At 71.9% G+C, this 16,901-nt stretch carries 20 protein-coding genes and 1 tRNA gene; 7 read left to right on the top strand and 14 right to left on the bottom strand.

Features of this window, described 5'->3' with window-relative positions; genetic code table 11:
• The first annotated feature begins 63 nt into the window (after positions 1–63).
• A complete protein-coding gene (locus EJA20_RS02250) occupies positions 64–1,107 on the top strand; it encodes a LacI family DNA-binding transcriptional regulator (protein WP_129336554.1) in 1,044 nt (347 codons plus the stop codon).
• A 289-nt stretch (positions 1,108–1,396) separates the two neighbouring features.
• Here the strand turns inward: EJA20_RS02250 and EJA20_RS02245 are convergent, their stop codons facing one another.
• From EJA20_RS02245 to EJA20_RS02235, 3 genes are all read right to left on the bottom strand, one after another.
• Positions 1,397–2,986: a hypothetical protein gene (locus EJA20_RS02245; RefSeq protein ID WP_129336553.1), complete on the bottom strand. Its 1,590-nt coding sequence runs from the start codon at positions 2,984–2,986 to the stop codon at positions 1,397–1,399.
• Entirely contained in the window at positions 2,983–3,741 is a 759-nt protein-coding gene (locus EJA20_RS02240) for a hypothetical protein (RefSeq protein WP_129336552.1), read from the bottom strand. Before EJA20_RS02240 ends, EJA20_RS02245 begins: the two co-directional genes overlap by 4 nt.
• A gap of 368 nt (positions 3,742–4,109) precedes the next feature.
• Positions 4,110–4,391, bottom strand: coding sequence for a hypothetical protein (locus EJA20_RS02235; RefSeq protein WP_205687320.1), 282 nt, complete (start codon positions 4,389–4,391; stop codon positions 4,110–4,112).
• Positions 4,392–4,428: 37 nt separating this feature from the next.
• Between EJA20_RS02235 and EJA20_RS02230 the strand changes: the two genes are divergently transcribed.
• The gene (locus tag EJA20_RS02230; protein ID WP_420836395.1) at positions 4,429–4,644 is read left to right on the top strand and encodes a tyrosine-type recombinase/integrase; all 216 of its coding nucleotides are present in this window, start codon (positions 4,429–4,431) and stop codon (positions 4,642–4,644) included.
• A 103-nt stretch (positions 4,645–4,747) separates the two neighbouring features.
• Here EJA20_RS02230 and EJA20_RS02225 read toward each other — a convergent pair whose 3' ends face one another.
• The 11 genes from EJA20_RS02225 to EJA20_RS02180 all read right to left on the bottom strand — a co-directional run bounded on the left by EJA20_RS02225 (position 4,748) and on the right by EJA20_RS02180 (position 12,473).
• Positions 4,748–6,802: a KAP family P-loop NTPase fold protein gene (locus tag EJA20_RS02225; RefSeq protein WP_129336550.1), complete on the bottom strand. Its 2,055-nt coding sequence runs from the start codon at positions 6,800–6,802 to the stop codon at positions 4,748–4,750.
• Positions 6,803–7,317: 515 nt separating this feature from the next.
• Positions 7,318–7,390: transfer RNA gene (locus EJA20_RS02220), tRNA-Arg, on the bottom strand.
• A gap of 64 nt (positions 7,391–7,454) precedes the next feature.
• Positions 7,455–8,033, bottom strand: coding sequence for a substrate-binding domain-containing protein (locus EJA20_RS02215; RefSeq protein ID WP_129336549.1), 579 nt, complete (start codon positions 8,031–8,033; stop codon positions 7,455–7,457).
• A complete protein-coding gene (locus EJA20_RS02210; RefSeq protein ID WP_129336548.1) occupies positions 8,030–8,332 on the bottom strand; it encodes a hypothetical protein in 303 nt (100 codons plus the stop codon). Before EJA20_RS02210 ends, EJA20_RS02215 begins: the two co-directional genes overlap by 4 nt.
• A gap of 47 nt (positions 8,333–8,379) precedes the next feature.
• Positions 8,380–9,996, bottom strand: a complete 1,617-nt coding sequence (locus EJA20_RS02205; protein ID WP_129336547.1) for a molybdopterin-dependent oxidoreductase — start codon at positions 9,994–9,996, stop codon at positions 8,380–8,382.
• Positions 9,997–10,276: 280 nt separating this feature from the next.
• A complete protein-coding gene (locus EJA20_RS02200) occupies positions 10,277–10,783 on the bottom strand; it encodes a hypothetical protein (protein ID WP_129336546.1) in 507 nt (168 codons plus the stop codon).
• Between the two features lie 185 nt (positions 10,784–10,968).
• Complete coding sequence (locus EJA20_RS02195) at positions 10,969–11,310, bottom strand: rhodanese-like domain-containing protein (protein WP_129336545.1); 342 nt, start codon at positions 11,308–11,310, stop codon at positions 10,969–10,971.
• A complete protein-coding gene (locus EJA20_RS19000; protein ID WP_205687319.1) occupies positions 11,307–11,450 on the bottom strand; it encodes a hypothetical protein in 144 nt (47 codons plus the stop codon). The genes EJA20_RS02195 and EJA20_RS19000 overlap by 4 nt, the downstream gene beginning before the upstream one ends.
• Complete coding sequence (locus EJA20_RS18995) at positions 11,417–11,569, bottom strand: hypothetical protein (RefSeq protein WP_205687318.1); 153 nt, start codon at positions 11,567–11,569, stop codon at positions 11,417–11,419. Before EJA20_RS18995 ends, EJA20_RS19000 begins: the two co-directional genes overlap by 34 nt.
• Entirely contained in the window at positions 11,566–12,033 is a 468-nt protein-coding gene (locus EJA20_RS02185) for a hypothetical protein (RefSeq protein ID WP_129336544.1), read from the bottom strand. Before EJA20_RS02185 ends, EJA20_RS18995 begins: the two co-directional genes overlap by 4 nt.
• 20 nt (positions 12,034–12,053) lie before the next feature.
• Positions 12,054–12,473, bottom strand: coding sequence for a MarR family winged helix-turn-helix transcriptional regulator (locus EJA20_RS02180; protein ID WP_129336543.1), 420 nt, complete (start codon positions 12,471–12,473; stop codon positions 12,054–12,056).
• Between the two features lie 40 nt (positions 12,474–12,513).
• Here EJA20_RS02180 and EJA20_RS02175 point away from each other — a divergent pair, with 40 nt between their 5' ends.
• From EJA20_RS02175 to EJA20_RS02155, 5 genes are all read left to right on the top strand, one after another.
• The gene (locus tag EJA20_RS02175) at positions 12,514–13,128 is read left to right on the top strand and encodes a maleylpyruvate isomerase family mycothiol-dependent enzyme (RefSeq protein ID WP_129336542.1); all 615 of its coding nucleotides are present in this window, start codon (positions 12,514–12,516) and stop codon (positions 13,126–13,128) included.
• Positions 13,129–13,791: 663 nt separating this feature from the next.
• The gene (locus EJA20_RS02170; protein WP_129336541.1) at positions 13,792–14,538 is read left to right on the top strand and encodes a hypothetical protein; all 747 of its coding nucleotides are present in this window, start codon (positions 13,792–13,794) and stop codon (positions 14,536–14,538) included.
• A 175-nt stretch (positions 14,539–14,713) separates the two neighbouring features.
• Entirely contained in the window at positions 14,714–15,088 is a 375-nt protein-coding gene (locus EJA20_RS02165) for a hypothetical protein (protein ID WP_129336540.1), read from the top strand.
• 3 nt (positions 15,089–15,091) lie between these two features.
• The gene (locus tag EJA20_RS02160; protein WP_240674902.1) at positions 15,092–16,243 is read left to right on the top strand and encodes a PEP/pyruvate-binding domain-containing protein; all 1,152 of its coding nucleotides are present in this window, start codon (positions 15,092–15,094) and stop codon (positions 16,241–16,243) included.
• Positions 16,243–16,839 (top strand): hypothetical protein, encoded by a 597-nt coding sequence (locus EJA20_RS02155; protein ID WP_205687317.1) that lies wholly within the window; start codon positions 16,243–16,245, stop codon positions 16,837–16,839. Before EJA20_RS02160 ends, EJA20_RS02155 begins: the two co-directional genes overlap by 1 nt.
• Positions 16,840–16,901 lie beyond the last annotated feature (62 nt).

The following is a 16,901-nucleotide window of genomic DNA, read 5'->3' as shown; positions in this document are numbered from 1 at the left end:
AAGCGCTGCTGCTCGTGCGTACGATGTACGTCGCCGAAACATCTTTCGGAACGGGGAGGCACTGTGGCCGGACGTGCGGCAGACGGGCGGTCGACGCTCGCGGACGTCGCGCGCGCGGCAGGGGTGTCGACGGCGACGGTGTCGAAGACCCTCAACGGGCGCCAGGACGTGGCCGCCAGCACGCGCGAGAAGGTCCTGGCCGCGGTGGCGTCCCTGGGTTACCGCTCATCGACGCAGCCGAGCCCGGAGTCGGCGCGGCGCGCGGTCGCCGTCGTCTTCGACATCCCGGCCTCGCCCTACATCCTCAACGTCTTCCAGGGCGTGCTCGCCGCCGCCACGGAGGCGGGGCTGGACCTCATCACCCGGCTGGCGCCGGACAAGCAGGGCCGCCGGCAGCGCAGCACCGCGCACGCGTGGGTGTCCGACCAGGCCGACTCCGGTGTCGTCGGGATCGTCGGGCTGACACTGTCAGCGCCCGACGCGCTGCTCGACGCGGCAGCCGACGCGAACCTGCCCTTCGTCATGGTCGACCCCGTCGACACCCAGCACCGCCGCATGGTGAGCGTGGGCTCGAGCAACTGGGCCGGCGCGCGCGCCGCCACCGACCACCTCATCGGCCTGGGCCACCGACGCATCGGCTGGATCGGCGGCCCCGAGGCCTCCATCGCCGCCCGCGACCGCCTCTACGGCTACCGGGCTGCGCTCGACGCGGCGCACCTCGAGGTCGACGCCGCGCTCATGCGCACCGGCTCCTTCGACGTCGCCTCCGGCGAGATCTACGGCCGCGAGCTGCTGGCCCTGCCTGACCCGCCCACAGCGATCATGGCCGGCGACGACGAGATCGCCGTCGGCGTCCTGGCGGCGGCGCGAATCCTGGGCGTCCCCGTGCCGGAGCGGCTCAGCGTCGTCGGCTTCGACGACACCCCGCAGGCGGCGTGGACCACGCCACCCCTGACGACCGTCCACCAGCACCTCGACGGCATGGGCCGCATGGCGGTGCAGACCGTCGTCGCCATGTCAGGCGGCACCCGCCCGGCCTCCCGCCACGTAGAGCTGGCGACGTCCCTCACCCTCCGCGACACCACGGCTCCCCCGCCGCCGCACTGACCACCCTCGCTCGCGCAGGAGCAGTAACGACACCCGCTTTAGGAGTTCGATCTTGGTCTGTGGATGACGCTCTGATTTGCGGAACTACATAAGGGTAATTCGCGGGGTGACCCGATTTCCAAGTTCACGCTGACCACGCGCTGACCCCGAACTTCCTGGGGAAGCTCAGAGCGCCCTCCTGCCGCGAGGGGCGGCAGCCGTGGCAAGTGGCACTCCCGGGCGCGTCCATTGCGCCCTGGAGCGCTCCACTCTCGATGCGAAGGTCTCCGGGAGCACGCCAGCCGCCCGGTCAACCCGACAGGTACTCAAGCACCGCGGCAATCGCAGCGTTGCGCATCTGGCGAGCGCGGGTCGGCCCCACGTACCACGCCTCCATGAACTTCTGCTCATTCGAAGCTAGTACGTCGCCGATTGTCTCGAGCTCCAAACTGTGGAGGCGCTCGCGAAGAAAGTATGTGATGTCAAGCCGGTCGACGGGCTTCTTCAACTGCTGGAGCAGCGCTTCGTTGCCCTCCGTTCCGATCGCATCTAGCGAAAGCTCATCGATCGGGCGGTAGGCGGGATGATTTGCCCCGAACTCGACCATTCGCTTCACAGAAAGTGCGCTACGGACAGTGCTGCCGTACCCGACTGGATCTGCATCCAGCGCGAACTGGCACCCCAGGTTCACCATGTATCGAGTGCCTACCTCGCTCCTGGTAGCACGGATCCCAGACACGCCCTCCTGCAGCACGCCGCTATAGCAGAGGAGCCGAAGGGCTTCTCTCACAGGCTGCGGAGCGTTCCGGTGAATCCAGATGAATGAAGAGGTTTCAGGAGCTGCCGCGTTCCTCCTATAGAGCGCCGGCAACACATCACCTTCAAGGAATCGCCTTCCCCAGTCAACCAAATCTGCATGGCCGGGGTAGCGCTCGGACAGGCTTGAGTGCTCTGCCCAGATTTCCTCGCGGTAGTACTCGCGAATCGACTCCTGGACGTTCCTACGATTAAAGGGGGAGGTTCTCGCCAGTGTCTTCAGCAAAATTCTCGGGTTTCCCGTAGCGGCGAAAGCGAGCGTGTCGAAAACCTCGCCATTCGCCTCAATCGCGCGGCGGAGCGAGGCCTCCTGCTTGTAGACGATCTCGCGCATCTTCGCGGCGTAGTCGTCGTCAGTGACCGATCGATCGACGCTGAGCACGGTGGCGTCGTGATTTGGTTGGAAGGTCGGCCCGTACGAGGTCGCCCCTGGGTACACAGCCGCCTTGACGGCCATGTACGGGCTCCGGAGGTCACGCATCAGGCTGAAGAACTGGCGCTGTTGTTCAGGGATGAAGACGTGGGCAGCTTCATCGACCAGAAGGATGATCCGGCGCAGCCCCGCAGAGCGGCACAGATCTTCTATGGCATCACCCAGGACGTCGACTCCCGGAGGCTCAATCGGCGTTGCGGGCTGCGTACCCCCCTTCCAGGCATCTTCGAAGATCGACTCGACCTGCTCCATCGCGCTCGGCTGAGTGCCCCCTCCTCCGCAGAGGGCATCGATCGCAGAGCCGGCCGGAAGAGCCAACCCGTAGGTAGTTGCGGCGCGGACAATACGGTTGCAGATCTTCGCAATCATCCAGGCCTGGAACCTGCCTGCGGTGGGCGCGGTGATCAGGCCGGCCCGCGCGAACGTGAGGTAGACTGGAAGAACCCTCTTCTCCCGAAACTCTTGTTTCAACTCGGCTTCAGCGGTCCGCAGGAGGAACGATTTTCCCACACCTCTGCTACCGCGGAGGATCACAGGCGAGCGGCTCTTGAGTGCATCGACTATGTCTCGGTCGGCCGACGTCTCGACGTAGTAGTTGAGAATCTCGTCCAGACCAATGTCTTCAGTCCTGAAGAACAGGTCGAGGCTCATCGCTCAGCCCCCTCAACCGGCAGCCCGAGATCCGTCCTTACGCACTTTAGATGGCCTAGGGAGTGCTCAAGCGTCGCAGCCAGCTTCCCATCAGCGTCGCTCTTCAGGAGCTCCTCGCCGTACCTCACATATAGCAGAAACAAGACCGCCTCGCCGACCCTTCGACCCGTCTGAATCCAGTCATTCAGCACGTCAGACGAGTACGTCAACTCCGTCGGGACCGTTCTGGTGGCCGCCAACTTGCCATGCATGAACTGCGAACAACGTCGATAGCTTTCCTGGGCCCGAGATGCGTATGGCCCCGCCTCCTCGGCCGCGAATTCATTGAACTCGATTACGAACGCCCGAGCGAGCACGCCCTCGTTCTCGTCAATTGCTTTACCCCACGAGAAGTCCGCGCGATCTCCTACCCACCTTCGGCGGTGAAGTTCGTTCGCCGAGAAGTAAACGGCCGCAAAGCTGAGTTCGAGGGTCACGCGTAAGGCGCTATAGGCCAAGCTGTAGAGCCCAGTGGTGGCGGTATACAGAGCCCAGCCGAGGTGCCGCCGCGCCTCCGCCAACTGGTGGCCTTCGGGTTTGTGCGCAAGCCGCCGTTCCCACTCAGAAAGGTCGCGGTCTAGTTGCAGCAAGGCACCGAGCATCTCTGACCGCTCTTGGATCGCCTCCTCGAGGACACCTGCGGCGCGACTGTGCAGAGCCGTCATGGACTCTGCAACTGGTCCACGCACTGCTTCGGGTACCTCGACACGCTCCATGACATCCCCCAACTAGTCCGCTGGTGATCATAGGGAGGCAACAGGACCGCGGTCACAGACCCCGCGGGTGAAGGTGCGCGCGGCACCGGCATCCGGCGGTGTGGGAGTCGTGACGCAGACCGGAGCATGTCCCATCGACATGGGCACTCCTCCCCGAAGCATGTGCGGTGCAAGAAGAGTCGCCGCACGTCATCGCCCGACGCCGGCCGGTGTCTCACCCAGGCCTCGAAGCGCCTCGCGTGGTCTCGCTGGGTGTCCATGGTGTTCGCGAAGGCATCTGCGAGCAGTCGGTCGAGCCGGCCCGGGCCCGTCGTCGGAGACGAGGAGTGCCTCGGCGCGCGCGAAGAACACTTGAAGACTCGCTCGCTTCATTCGCCGAGGTCGCCGGTACGAACCTGCTCGAGCATCGCACCCTCCTCGAGCAGTCGCGTGTGGCACGGCGGCAGCACCGCCATGACCAGCCGACCGAGCTGCTCGGGCCGCAGCCAGTGCGGCTCGCGTTTGGTCGCGCCGCGCGGGAGGGACACCATCCGGGCCACGTTCACGCTAAGCCGCCGGTCGCGGATTGCGTAGTCGAAGACCAGCCGCATCATCGACAGCGCCCTACGCCGCGTCGCCGTCGCCAGCCCGCGCACCGTCAGCGCCGACATGACCCGCTCGACGTAGGCCGCTGAGATGCCGGAGATCGTGAATGCGACTCGCGCGGCGAGGGTCGAGGGGACGACGATCCACGACCTGCGGCACACCGCCGCGTCGCTTCTCATCGCGGCCGGGGCGGACGTGAAGGCCGTGCAGGTGATCCTCGGGCACTCCACCGCGACCATGACGATGGACCTGTACGGGCACCTCTTAAGCGAGGCCACCTGGCAGGCGCTGGAGCGGCTGCCGCGATACCGTTGCTAGCAGCGCCGCTCGGGCTTGAGGCACCAGCTGTCGAGCACCAGGGCGCTGTCGACTAAGCGACACACGACCGCTTTAGGCGTTTCGACTAATGTACTGCGACGACTCAGCTAGGGGCCTCCGCCGCCGAAGGCTCACTCGCCAGAAGACTTTGATAGACGGCGGGAATGGCCTTACACACATCAGCCTCCGCGATCGCCTGTAGATCTTCTAGTGCCGTAGGTCCCCATCGCTCCATAAGGTAATCGCGTCGGCGGCGCCATTCCTCAGGATCGGCCACCGGCGCTTCGTCGCTCTGCGCAAAGCCACTGTAGTTGGGCGCCAAAGAGAGCGCGAACCATGCCAGACGTTGGCGCGCCGTCCGGTCGAAACGCTTCCCCGCTTCAAGCAGCCACGCCTCGCCTTCCAGCAGAGCGATCACGAGGTGCGCCTCTGCGTCGCCCGCTACGAGCAGCCGCTCTACGGTTTCAACCCGCCCTGCTTCATCCAGGTGTCCCTGCAGCGCACGGCGCGCGCTCTCCATAGCAGCAGGCTCGAGCGCTCGTCGCTCCCTAATCCGACGAGCCAATGCAACGAGCCACTCGGGGGTATGACTGGCCTCAAGCAGCGCAGCGATGAGGCCCCGTCGCTCCTCCGCGGGCGTGGCGGCGCCTATGTCGCCCAGCGCTAGTTGCGGCAAGAAGTCTCGAAGCACGACACCATCGCCCTCGAGCCAGGCCTCTTCAAGCCGTTTCGACACAGCAACGGGCTCGCCGCGCGAGAGTTCGCCGTCTCGAAATGCGACTTCAAGCTTGGTGAGCACCAGCATCTCAAGGCGCTTCCACTCGGGGCGGAAGCTGGCGCTCCAAGGGCGCTCATCGAGGAAGCCTCGCCATGCGGCGCGTACATCGCCGTCGGGCACGTCTCGCAGTCGGGCGGAAAGGTGGAAGTACCGGTCGTAGTAGTGCGGATTCGCCAAAAAGCCAGGAAGGCGCCCCTTGTCGCTACCAAAACTCTTCTCTCCGATCCGTCGCAACGCGTGCGGAAGTATGGCCTCAAGAACAGCCGTCCGCCATCCGCCTACATCGGGGTCGCTAAGGTACGGACCCACCAGCGCCTGCAGCAACGGGTCATGGTCGCGGGAGTCGAACGGACCTAGCACTGCGGGCCACTGCCCATTCGAGCCTACGAGGTCAGCCTTATGGGTACGAAGCAGTTCGTAGAAGGGTCTGTCAAAGGCGGCGACAATTTGAATTGTGAGGTGGTCCTCCGCGCGGAGTTCTGCCTTGGAGGCGGAGGCGGCGGTGACCTCGATCTGGTTCACGATACGACGAAGGTCCCGCGGCGTTCGAAGCCACTGGAGGAGCACCTTCGCACAACGGGCGTCAACATTGTAGTCAGCCTCAAGCTTGAACCGTTCGTAGACGCGGCGCAGTTGGTCTACGGCGTCCTGTAGCAGGATTCCCGGGCTTGGTGGCGCGATCGGCACCATCACGTTCAACATCTTCTCCAGGTAGTCGTTCCCGTTGCGCAAGCCAAGGCCAGTTTCAAGCCTATCGGCGACCTCATCCGGGTCCATTGCCAAGACGAAAACGACTGGATCGTCGTCGTGCAATTCGTAGATCGAGGCGAACAGTTCATGTAGAGACGCGCTGCCCAAACGGTCTACGTCATCCACTAAGACGACAGTAGGCAGGTTGCTGCGACTCTCCGCGGAACTCTTGAGCGCGGCACGGACGCGTTGCGTGTTTCCCACTCGCTCAGCCAAAATCTCGTTTGCGATTGCCGTGGACGCTCCGACGACCCCACCTACGGCTTCGCCGGCTCGCGCGGCACCACGGATCATCGTTTTCGCGGCTCTCTGCTGGCGAGCCACTCGCTCGCCGCGAAGCCGACCCGTGATCGCATGAGCAAGGCCCGCAGCGACACCGCCAGGACCGGCGAGAGAATCCTGCCACGCTGTCACGATGGCAACCTTGTACCCGGACTGCTCGAGCATCGGCATTGCCAACCGGAGAGCCGATGTTTTGCCGCCGCCCCACGGCCCCGACAAGCCAACGCACGCTCTCCCGCTACTGTTGAGCGCTCGAACTGCGTCAACGAGGCGCTGCGCATCCTCAGTGCTGTTGTAGAGATCCTCAACTTCCTCGCTGAGGGCGTGGTCGCCCGTCAGCGTGGGCATAGCTTCGCCGCTCACGGCGACGCCTGCATGGGCGCTCGGCCAGCTGAGCCGAACCAAGTAGTACGGTCCTGCGCTGCGTTCGCGCGACCGGCATGGGATCGGCTGGACGACGACACTCGGGTCTCGGAACGGTTCTGGCTCAAGCGACTCCTTACACGGGGCCTTGGGGCGGGACTCCGTCGAAATGCGACGGGCTCGCGGTCGTGGCCCCGCCTTGCTTGACCGTACTCCGGCGCGCCGGGGAACTACAGGCGTCCCACTGGTGCCGCATCTGGGGACGCCCCGTTCGCCGGAACGTTCCGTGTTCGGCGGCGCAACAGTGACGAGCCTCACCTGTCGATGATGCGCCGCCAGGACGGCGAGCTGTCGATCTCAGGCCGTCCGCAACGCTCTGAATAGGCCATTCACATACTGAGACATGTCGCTGACCACACGCTGACCACAAGCCCTAAGCGGAGGCTGCAGCCGCAGCACGCGAGTCGCCGCTCAGGGCCGTGACCTGCAACAACACTCTGTGCGCCTGGGCAGATTCGAACTGCCGACACCCGCTTTAGGAGAGCGGTGCTCTATCCCCTGAGCTACAGGCGCGTAGGCCGGTGGGCGCGCGAGGCGTCCGCCGGCAGGACGTGGCCAGCCTAACCGTGGGACCCCCTCAGCCGGCGCGGGCGGGGACGCGGTGCGCGGGCATCGGTGTCTCGGGGCGGATTGAGGACGCGCGCACCACCAGCGAGGGGACCAGCTGGACGCGCTCGACGGGGCGGGACGGGCCGCGTTCGAGGCGCTCCAGCAGGAGCTCCTCCGCTCGTCGGCCGATCTCCTCCTTGGGTGGCGCCACCGCCGTGAGGGGTGGCGTGCTGGAGGACGCAACGTCGTCGTCGTAGGCGACCAGGCCCAGGTCGTCTGGCACCCGGACGCCCTGGGCTGCGGCCGCACCGAGGACCGCGAGCGCGCCCCAGTCCGAGTGCACCAGCAGGGCCGTCACACCTGTCGCCAGGAGCTGCGCCAGCGTCTCGTCGAGCGACGGCCACACCGAGTCCGGGGCGTCGACGGCCAGGGCGTGGACGCGCGGGTCGACCGGGAGGCGCAGGGCGCGGGCGGCGTCGCGCCAGCCGCGCAGGACGTGGATGGACGTCAGTGAGCCCTGGGACACGATGGCGCCGATGCAGCGGTGGCTCTGGGCGGCGAGGTGGCGGGCGCCGATGTCGGCACCGAGGGCGTGGTCGGTGGTCACCCAGCCGAGGCGGTGGCTGCCCGCCGCCGAGGGTGCCGTGCTCCATGAGGATCGTCGGGGCGGGGACGTTCTCCAACCACGGCAGCAGGCGGGCGCCGATGGGGCCCTCCGCCGCCGGGGCCACCAGCAGACCCCTCGACACCGGCCGCGTGCAGCAGGCGGGCGATCTGGGCGTGGTCGCCCTCGCCGCCGTCGTCGGCGGAGCCGCGCAGGAGGATGCGTGCGCCGTGCTCGTCGGCGGCGGCCCGGGCGCCGGCGATGACGTCCGGCCAGGAGTACTCCAGCGACGGCACGACCATGCCGATCGTGCGGCTCGCCCGGACGACACGGCGGCTCGTCGGGACGCCTACTCGACCGTGACCGAGATGGAGTGCTGGCCGGTGGCGCCGTCCGGGACGGTCTCGACGCGGTCCGCGGTCTGCACCTCGCCGGTGCCGTCCGTCGCGCGGACCGTCAGCTGGTGCAGGCCCGGCGTGGCGTCCCACACGAACGACCACTGCCGCCAGGTGTCGACGTTCGCCTCCGCGGCCAGGGTCGCCGGCAGCCACTCGCCGCGGTCCACCTGCACCTCGACGCCGGTGATGCCGCGCTGCTGGGCCCAGGCGGTGCCGCCGATCGCGACCTGCCCGGCGGGGACGCGGGCGAAGGAGGCCGGCACCTCGATGCGCGAGGCCGTCTTGATCGGGCCCTTCTCCGACCAGCCGCGGTCCGTCCAGTAGGCGCGGGCGTCGGCGTAGCGGGTCACCTCGAGGTCGACGAGCCACTTCGTCGCCGAGACGAACCCGTACAGCCCGGGGACGACCATGCGGACGGGGTACCCGTTCACGGCGGGCAGCGGCTCGTCGTTCATCCCGATCGCCAGGAGCGCGTCCCGGTCGTCGGTGAGGGCCTCCAGGGGGGTCGAGGCGCTGAAGCCGTCGATGCTCGTCGACAGGACCATGTCGGCGCCGTCGGTGGGCCGGGCGCGGGCCAGGAGCTCGCGGACGGGCAGCCCGAGCCACTTGGCGTTGCCCGCGAGCTTGCCGCCGACGACGTTCGACACGCACGTGAGCGTCACCCAGGACTCGACCAGGTCGGCGTCGAGGAGGTCCTGGTAGGAGATCTCGACCTCCTCCTCGACCATCCCGTGGATGCGCAGCCGCCAGGTGTCGGCGTCGACCTGCGGGATGTCGAGCGCCGTGTCGATCCGGTAGAAATCCTCGTTGGGGGTGACGAACGGGTCCGCGCCGGTGACGCCGGACTCCACCCCGGCCGGCAGCGCGGGCGCCCGTCGTGCGGGGGTCGGGAGCTTGAGGGCGCGGCGGGCCGCCTCGACGCTCTGCGTCGCCTTGCTCAGCAGCTGCGCGCCCGCGCCGGCCGTGGCGGCGAAGGCGGCCGTGAGCAGGGCCGTAGCGACGAAGGTGCGTCGGGTCGGGCCGGTGCCGGCGGGCCTGGCCGTCGTCGGGCTGTGCGCGACGTCAGTGGCGGCGCCCGCGGAGCCGGTGGTGGCGGCGGCCGTCGTCGCGGCCCGGCCTCCGGGCAGCCGGGACAGGAGGAGGCGCAGGGCGAGCAGCCCGACGAGGCCGCCGACGAGGCTTGGGGCGACCGCGAACGTGCCGGCGTTCGCGCGGGTGGCCCCGGCGACGGCTCCCACGAGCGCGAGGGCGACGACGACGCCGCCACCGAGCCAGAAGCGGCGCCGCGCGAGCACCCCCGCCACGGCGGCGGCGACGGCGATGACCACGCCCATGCCGAGGAGCAGGACGAGCTTGTCGTTCGTGCCGAACGTCGCGATCGCGAAGTCCTTGAGCGGCGGCGGCGTCGCGTCGATGAACGCGCCGCCGACGGCGACGAGCGGTGCCGCCCGGGGAGCGACCAGCACCGCGACGAGCTGCGCGACCGCGAGGGTCGTCGCCGCGGCGAGGACCCCCGACAGCGCGGCCCCCGGCCAGGTGCGCGCCCGCCGGTGCGCCGCCGCGCTCACGGTCGACTCCGGCTGGGGCGCCGGTCACCGGTGACCGCGCCGGCGGGGCGGCTCGTCGTGCGCGCGAGCGGGTGGGGCGTGCCCATGGGGACCTCGTTCCGGACGTGCGACCCGACGCCCGGCGTCGGGGTGCGGCTGACGTCGGAGGTTCGGACCCCGGGACTGTCGGGATGGGTCGGGATGGGTCCGGAGCCGGGCGCGAGGCGGCGGCCCCCGGACGGCGCAGCCGACGCGGTCCCCGCGTCCACCGACGCATCGGGCTCCCCGCCGTCGCCCGGCGTCAGGCGGAGGCGTCCTCTACCCGCGACGGCGGACCCGGGGGCGCGAGCCGCTCCCCGACCCCGGCCCACTCCTGCAGCAACGGCACGAGGACCGCGGGGGCGGGTTCGACGCCGGCGATCGTCACGGCGCCTCCGGTCGTCTCGACGACGGTCTTCCCCGACCACGACGGCCGGCCCGCGACATCGCCGTGGACGGCCCGGACCGCAGCACGCGCCACGACGACGTCGGTGCGGAACGGACGCCGCCACACGAGGACGTCGCCGCGGGTCGACAGGACGCTCTGCCGCGACGAGGCGGCGAGCGCGACGCCGCAGACGAAGGCGACCGACAGCAGGACCAGGAAGAACCGGTGCTCCGTGGACGGCTCCTCGACGACGCGCACCACGGCCAGGACGAGCTGGAACCCGAAGAGGACCGCCAGGACCACGGCGAGCCGCTGCTGCGGCGCCCGCGCCAGGACGGTCTCGTCGGCCGGGACCGTCCGCTCCCTCCGCAGCCGCACCATCTGCGGAGCGTGGCACGGTGGCGCTCCCGCTGCTGCTCGAGGAGGGGGACTGAGGCCACGCGCCGGCGCCTGGTTCAGCCGTCCTCCGCGTCGAGACCCCGACGGCCGTGCTCGACGTCGCCGTCGATCCGCCCGGACGGACGACGTCGTCCGACGCTGCTCGTCCTCGTCGTCGCCGGCGCCTCTCAGCCGGAGCGGTCGCCCACCAGGGGAAGGCCCGCGGCGCGCCACTCGACGAGGCCGCGGCCGAGGGAGACCGCGTCGAACCCGAGCTCCACCAGCAGGTTCGCCGCGCCGCGCGAGAGCAGCCCGCCGGTGCAGGACGTCACGAGGACGCGGTCGTCGGGCAGGTCCACGGCGCGCTCCTCGAGCTCGGCGAGCGGCACGTGCACGGAGCCGGGCACGTGCTGCCGCCGGAACTCGCGCTCGCCGCGGACGTCGACGACGAGCGCGCCCGCCTCGACGAGCCGGACGGCCTCGTCGGCGCTCACCACGGGCGCCCGGCGGAGGTGGTGCCGCAAGCTCACCGCCGCGCCTCCCGCCGCACGTTGACGAGGGTGAGGACGCCGCCCAGCACGGGGACGAGCGCCTGCCACCGGGTCCGCCGCAGCAGCCCGCGCGCGAGCACGGCGATCACCGCGACGGCGAGGTAGAGCGCGCCGTGCACGGGCCCATCGCCGACGTCACGGCCTCGGCGTGCACGGTGACGAGGTTGGTCAGCAGCACCGCGATGCTCACCAGCTCCAGCACCGAGAGGACCTCGAGCGCGCGCAGCACCGGCCTCATGCCGACGCCCCCGGCCGGACGACCATGAGGACGACGACGGCCGCCCACAGGAGGTTGAACACCCCGGCCAGGGCTCGCAGGCCCCGCAGCCGCGTGCCGTCGTCGGGCGCCGCGAGCGCGTCCGCCTGCGCCGGCGTGATCCGCAGGACGAGCAGCCCGCCCGCGACCGCGGTGAGGACCATCGCCGCGGTGATCCACACCTCGCCGAGCCGGCCCTGCACGGCCGCCAGCAGCAGCCCGACGAGCGGCACGACGAGCGCGAGCCGCCCGTACCCGCGCGTCGCGCGGTGCAGCGCCTGCGCGACGGCGACGCTGCGGCCGCCGCCCTCGTCATTCCCGGCGGGGCTGGCGGGGTCGGCGACGACGACGGGCGCGACCCGCGGGAAGAGGCTCGTCGTCACGGCCAGCGGCCCGACGAGGAGGATGCCGGCCAGCACGTGCACCGCGAGGAGGACCTGTTCCACCCCTTCAGTCTAACTGAAGGTCAGCGACGCTCCACGAAGATCGCCTCGAGGTGCCGGCGCAGCGCGTCGGTCAGCCCCGGGTTCGCCGCAGCGAAGGCGGCGTCGAGCACCGCGACGGCACGGCCGGCCTCGTCGAGCAGCCGCTCCCCCGCCGCCGTCACCTCCAGCCGGGACGAGGCGCCGGCCTGCGCCGTCGCGTCCTGGACGAGCCCGTCCGTCACGAGCCGACCCATGGCTGCGTGGGCGCTCTGCACCGTGATGCGCGAGCGCCGCGCGAGCTCGCTGAAGGAGATGCCGGGCGTGCCGCGGACGTGCCCGAGCAGGCCGAAGGTCCGGGGCGTGAGGCCCAGCGGCTTGAGCGCGTCCGCGAGCGCGGCCTCCTGGACGCGGGCGAGCGTCAGCAGCGTCACCGTCGGGCTGAACGGCGGCGTCGGGGGCACAGCCGCAGGGTAACGTCCCGGCCTACGGCAGGATCGGGGCGTGAGCGACGTCTGGCCCGCCGTGCACGCCGAGCGGCTCGCCCTCGTGCGCGACCTGGAGGGGATCGCGGTCGAGCGGTTCCTCACGCCGTCGTTGTGCCCGGTGTGGACGGTGCACGACGTCGTCGCCCACCTCGTCGACGACGCGACGACCACACCGCTGCGCTTCGCTCGGGGGCTGCTCGCGACCCGGTTCGACTTCGACGCCCTCAACGCGGCCGGCGTGGCGCGGGAGCGGCGCGACGACCCCCGGGCGACGGTGGCCGCGCTGGCGGCCGCGGCCCTGCGCACGACGAGCGCGCCGGCGCCACGGGCGACGCGGTACGTCGAGGTCGTCGTGCACGGCGAGGACGTGCGGCGCCCGCTGGGACTGGTGCACACGTACCCGCCGGAGGCGGTCCTCGCGGCGCTGCGCCACCAGCTCCGCACGGGCGTCTCCACCGGCGGCGGCCGCGAGCGCGCTGCCGGCGTGCGGCTCGTCGCCACCGACGCCGACCTCGCCCACGGCACCGGCCCGGAGGTCCGCGGCACCGCGCTCGCGCTCCTCCTGGCCGTCTCGAGCCGCCCCGTCGCCGCCGACGAGCTGACGGGCCCGGGCACCCCCCTCGTCCGCTGACCGGACGCCTCCCGCACCCGCCCCACTCTCACGCCTCACGCCCACGTTCCACGCCCCACCCCCCACGCCCCACGCCCCACGCCCCAACGGTCGGCGTCGCACTTCGCCATCGAGGTCGCACCCGTACGTGCGTCTCCGACGGCGAAGTGCGACGCCGAGCCGACCCGACGGTGCGTGCCGCCTTCGCCCCTGCCGCCGCCCGCGTCAGCCCCGCACCTCGCCCCATCAGCCGCGCACTCCGCCCCGGCGGCCTCGCACGTCGCTGTCCCCGTCGCACCTCGCCGTCGCGATCGCACCTGGTGGTGCGTCGCCGGCGGCGGGGTGCGACGCCGACGGGGCCTCGGGTCGTCAGCCGCCCACAGCCCTGGTCGCGCGACGAGACCCTCCACCAGGAGCCACAGGGGCGCGCTCCGGTCGCCGCGACGCCCGACTCTGCCGGGGTGCCCGTGCGACCCGGCTCCCCGTGCCCTCGACCGCTCTCCCCCGCCGGCCTCCCGGCGGTCCTGCTCGCCCGCGACCATCCCGACGAGGAGATCGCGGCCCGGGTCGCGCAGGGCGCTGCCCGGCGGGTCACCCGCGGGGCCTACCTCGCTCAGGCACGGGACGCTGGCGAGGGGGGCGAGCCCGGAGGCGCTGGCGGCCGTCGTCGGCGTGCACCGGCGGTTGCGCGCCGACCACGTGCTGAGCCACACGTCGGCGGCACTCCTGTGGGGGCTGCCGGTGTGGACGAGCACCCCGCTCGTCGTGCACGTGCGGCAGCGGCACGCACCGGGTTCCGGCCGGGACCGCGGCGTGGTGCGCCACCGGGGAGGGTGGGACACCACGCGGACCGCCGTCGTCGCCGGGCTACCCGTGACCGACCTGGCGCAGACCGTGGCGGACTGCCTCTCCGGGCTGGCGGCGGGGCCGGCCCTCGTCGTGGCCGACGCAGCGCTCCGAGCCGGTGCGGACCGGGCTGCGGTCGACGAGATCCTCGCCGGTCAGCGCTCGGGGCGGACACGGGGGGCGGCGGTGCTGGCGCTGGCGGACCCGGGTGCGGAGTCCGCGGGCGAGTCGATGACGCGGTTCGCCCTGCTGCGGGGCGGCCTGCCGGCACCCGTGACGCAGCCGTCCGTCGGCACACGTCTCGGCACGTTCTGGGCGGACCTCGGCTGGCCCGAGCACCGGGTGCTGCTGGAGTACGACGGCCGGTCGAAGTACGCCGTTGCCGGCGGCGAGGCCGTCGTCCGCGAGAAGCGGCGCGAGGACGCGGTGCTCGACGAGGACCAGCGGCTCGTGCGCGTGGCCGCCGAGGACCTGCGCCGGCCGGCCGAGCTGGTCGCCCGGGTGCGCCGTCTGCTGCCCGCCGACCTGCCGCACGTGCCGCGGCCCCATCTGTCGTCGGCGGCGGGACGACGGGGCCGACGGTGACCCCCGTACGTCCGGGCCACTCGTCGGCGAGCGCGCGTCGCACTTCGCCACCGAAAGGGCACCTGCAGGTGCGACACCGACGGCGGAGTGCGACGCCGACTCCGACGGGACATGGAGCTGCCACAATCTTCAACGATCCGTTGACAACGTCGCGTTGGGCTGCAACGGTCGGGGCGTGGACGACGAGGACCAGCGGGCAGCAGCCGCCCTGGCGCGGGCGCGGGAGGCGGTGCTCGGCGCCGGGGCCCGTGAGCTCGGACGGCGGCCCTGGCAGGCGCCGGGGCAGCCGCCCGCCGACCTCGACCTCGTGCGGCACGCCGCCTGGGTGGCGCGCGAGCCGTCCGCGCCGACGGACGTCGTGCTGGCGGGGCTCCGCCTCCTCGCCGCCGCCCGGGCGGAGCTCGACGGCGTCGAGGCCGCGCTGCTCTTCGCCGCCCGCGCCGACGGCGTGACGTTCCAGGCGCTCGGCGAGGCGCTCGGGCTCGGCTCCGGCCAGGCGGCGCAGCAGCGCATGGCCCGCGTCGTCGCGCGTCTCGACGCGCAGGGCTGAGCCGTGGACCGGGCCTGGGTGCTGCTGCGCGAGGCGGACTCGACGTGCGGCGGGAAGGCGGCGACCCTCCGGCGCCTCCTGGACGCCGGCCTCGACGTCGTGGACGGCGTGGTGCTCGTCGTGCCGGCGGCCGCCGCCGGGACCCGGCTCGACGAGGCCCTGGCGCTCCTCGGGCCGGGGCCCTACGCCGTGCGGTCCTCCGCGCTCGACGAGGACGGCGGCACGGTGTCCTTCGCCGGCCAGCTGCTCACGGAGCTGCACGTACCGGCCGCGGAGGTCGGTGCCGCCGCCGCACGCGTCGCGGCCTCGGCCGGTACCGCCCACGCCCGTGCGTACGCGGATGCGGCGGGCCGCGGGCCGGGTGCCGTCGCGGTGCTCGTCCAGCCGATGCTCGCCCCGCGCGCCGCCGGCGTGGCGGTCACGCGGCACCCCGTCACCGGGGCCGACGTGGTCGTCGTGGAGGCCGTCGCCGGGCTCGGGGACGGCCTCGTCGACGGCTCGGCGGAGCCCGCACGCTGGGTCGTCGACCGCCTCGGGTGCGTCCGGGGCGGGACCGACCTGCTCGTGCACGACGAGGTGCGCGCGGTCGCGGACCTGGCCCGCGCCGCTGCGCTGCACCTGGGCGTCCCCGTCGACGTGGAGTGGGCGCTCGAGGGTGACCGCCTCCGCCTGCTCCAGGCGCGGCCGCTCACCGCGGGCGCCCGCCCCGGTCACGAGAGCGGTCACGCCGAGCTCGTCGGCGAGGAGCGCTCGGACGGCGCCGACCGCCCGAGCGGCGTCCTCGTGCGCGGCACGGGTGCGGGCGCCGGCCTCGCCCGCGGACCCGTCCGCCGCGTGATCGGCGTCGACGGCTTCGCGAGCGTGGAGCCCGGGGACGTCCTCGTCTGCCGCGCCACGTCGCCGGCGTGGACCCCGGTCCTGGCCCTGGCGGCCGCGGTCGTCACGGAGACGGGCGGCGTGCTCGCGCACGCGGCGGTCGTCGCCCGCGAGCTCGGCATCCCCGCCGTCACCGGCGCCGCCGACGCCCTCGCCCGGCTCGTCGACGGGGAGCACGTCCTCGTCGACGGCCGCTCCGGGGTCGTCCGGCGGGACGGGTCCGCACGGGGGCCCGCAGCGGGGGCTCCGCGGGGGACCGCACGGGAGACCGCACCGTGATGCCGTCGACCCCGGCGGACCTCGCCGTCCTGCACGCCGTGCGGCTGCTGGGCTTCGCGGCCGCCGACCGCGTCGCCCGGCGCACCGGCCTCCCGCCCGACGAGGTCGCGGACCACCTGCTCGACGCCCAGGCCCGCGGGTGGCTGACGCACTCGGCCTTCGGCGGCACCGCGGGCTGGTCGCCGACGGAGGCCGGCCTCGCCGAGGGCCAGCGGCGACTGGCCGAGCAGCTCGACGCCACGGGCGCCCGCCCCGCGGTCGAGGCCGTGCTCGACGCCTTCCTGCCGGTCAACGAGCAGGTGGTCCGGCTGTGCACGGCGTGGCAGCTCACCGGGATGGGGCTGGCCGACCCGCCGATCGGTGCGGCCGAGGTCCTCGGCGGGCTCGCGACCGCCGGGGCGGACCTGCAGGACGTCGACGAGCGGCTCACGGCGCTCCTGCCGCGGTGCGCCGGGTACCACGCCCGCTTCGCGCACGCGGTCGCGTCGGCGGCGGGCGACCCCGGCTGGATCGCCGGCATCGACCGCGACTCCTGCCACGCCGTCATCCTCGAGCTGCACGAGGACCTGCTCGCCACCTTGAACCTCGCGCGCTGACCACCCCACGCAGCCGGTCCGCGTCGCACGTCGCCGTCGGAGGGGCACCTGCAGGTGCGACG

It is taken from the genome of Cellulomonas endophytica, assembly GCF_004123805.1.
In the GTDB taxonomy this organism is placed as follows: Bacteria; Actinomycetota; Actinomycetes; order Actinomycetales; family Cellulomonadaceae; genus Cellulomonas; species Cellulomonas endophytica.
The sequence above is the reverse complement of the archived record's forward strand: the minus strand, read 5'-3'. Positions and strand labels throughout refer to the sequence as shown.

Bases quoted from the DNA above. Each gene is read 5' to 3' on its own strand.
- EJA20_RS02245 (WP_129336553.1), bottom strand. From the start codon at position 2,986: ATGAGCCTCGACCTGTTCTTCAGGACTGAAGACATTGGTCTGGACGAG.
- EJA20_RS02240 (WP_129336552.1), bottom strand. From the start codon at position 3,741: ATGGAGCGTGTCGAGGTACCCGAAGCAGTGCGTGGACCAGTTGCAGAG.
- EJA20_RS02235 (WP_205687320.1), bottom strand. From the start codon at position 4,391: ATGTCGGCGCTGACGGTGCGCGGGCTGGCGACGGCGACGCGGCGTAGG.
- EJA20_RS02225 (WP_129336550.1), bottom strand. From the start codon at position 6,802: ATGCCCACGCTGACGGGCGACCACGCCCTCAGCGAGGAAGTTGAGGAT.
- EJA20_RS02210 (WP_129336548.1), bottom strand. From the start codon at position 8,332: ATGGTCGTGCCGTCGCTGGAGTACTCCTGGCCGGACGTCATCGCCGGC.
- EJA20_RS02200 (WP_129336546.1), bottom strand. From the start codon at position 10,783: ATGGTGCGGCTGCGGAGGGAGCGGACGGTCCCGGCCGACGAGACCGTC.
- EJA20_RS18995 (WP_205687318.1), bottom strand. From the start codon at position 11,569: ATGAGGCCGGTGCTGCGCGCGCTCGAGGTCCTCTCGGTGCTGGAGCTG.
- EJA20_RS02155 (WP_205687317.1), top strand. From the start codon at position 16,243: ATGCCGTCGACCCCGGCGGACCTCGCCGTCCTGCACGCCGTGCGGCTG.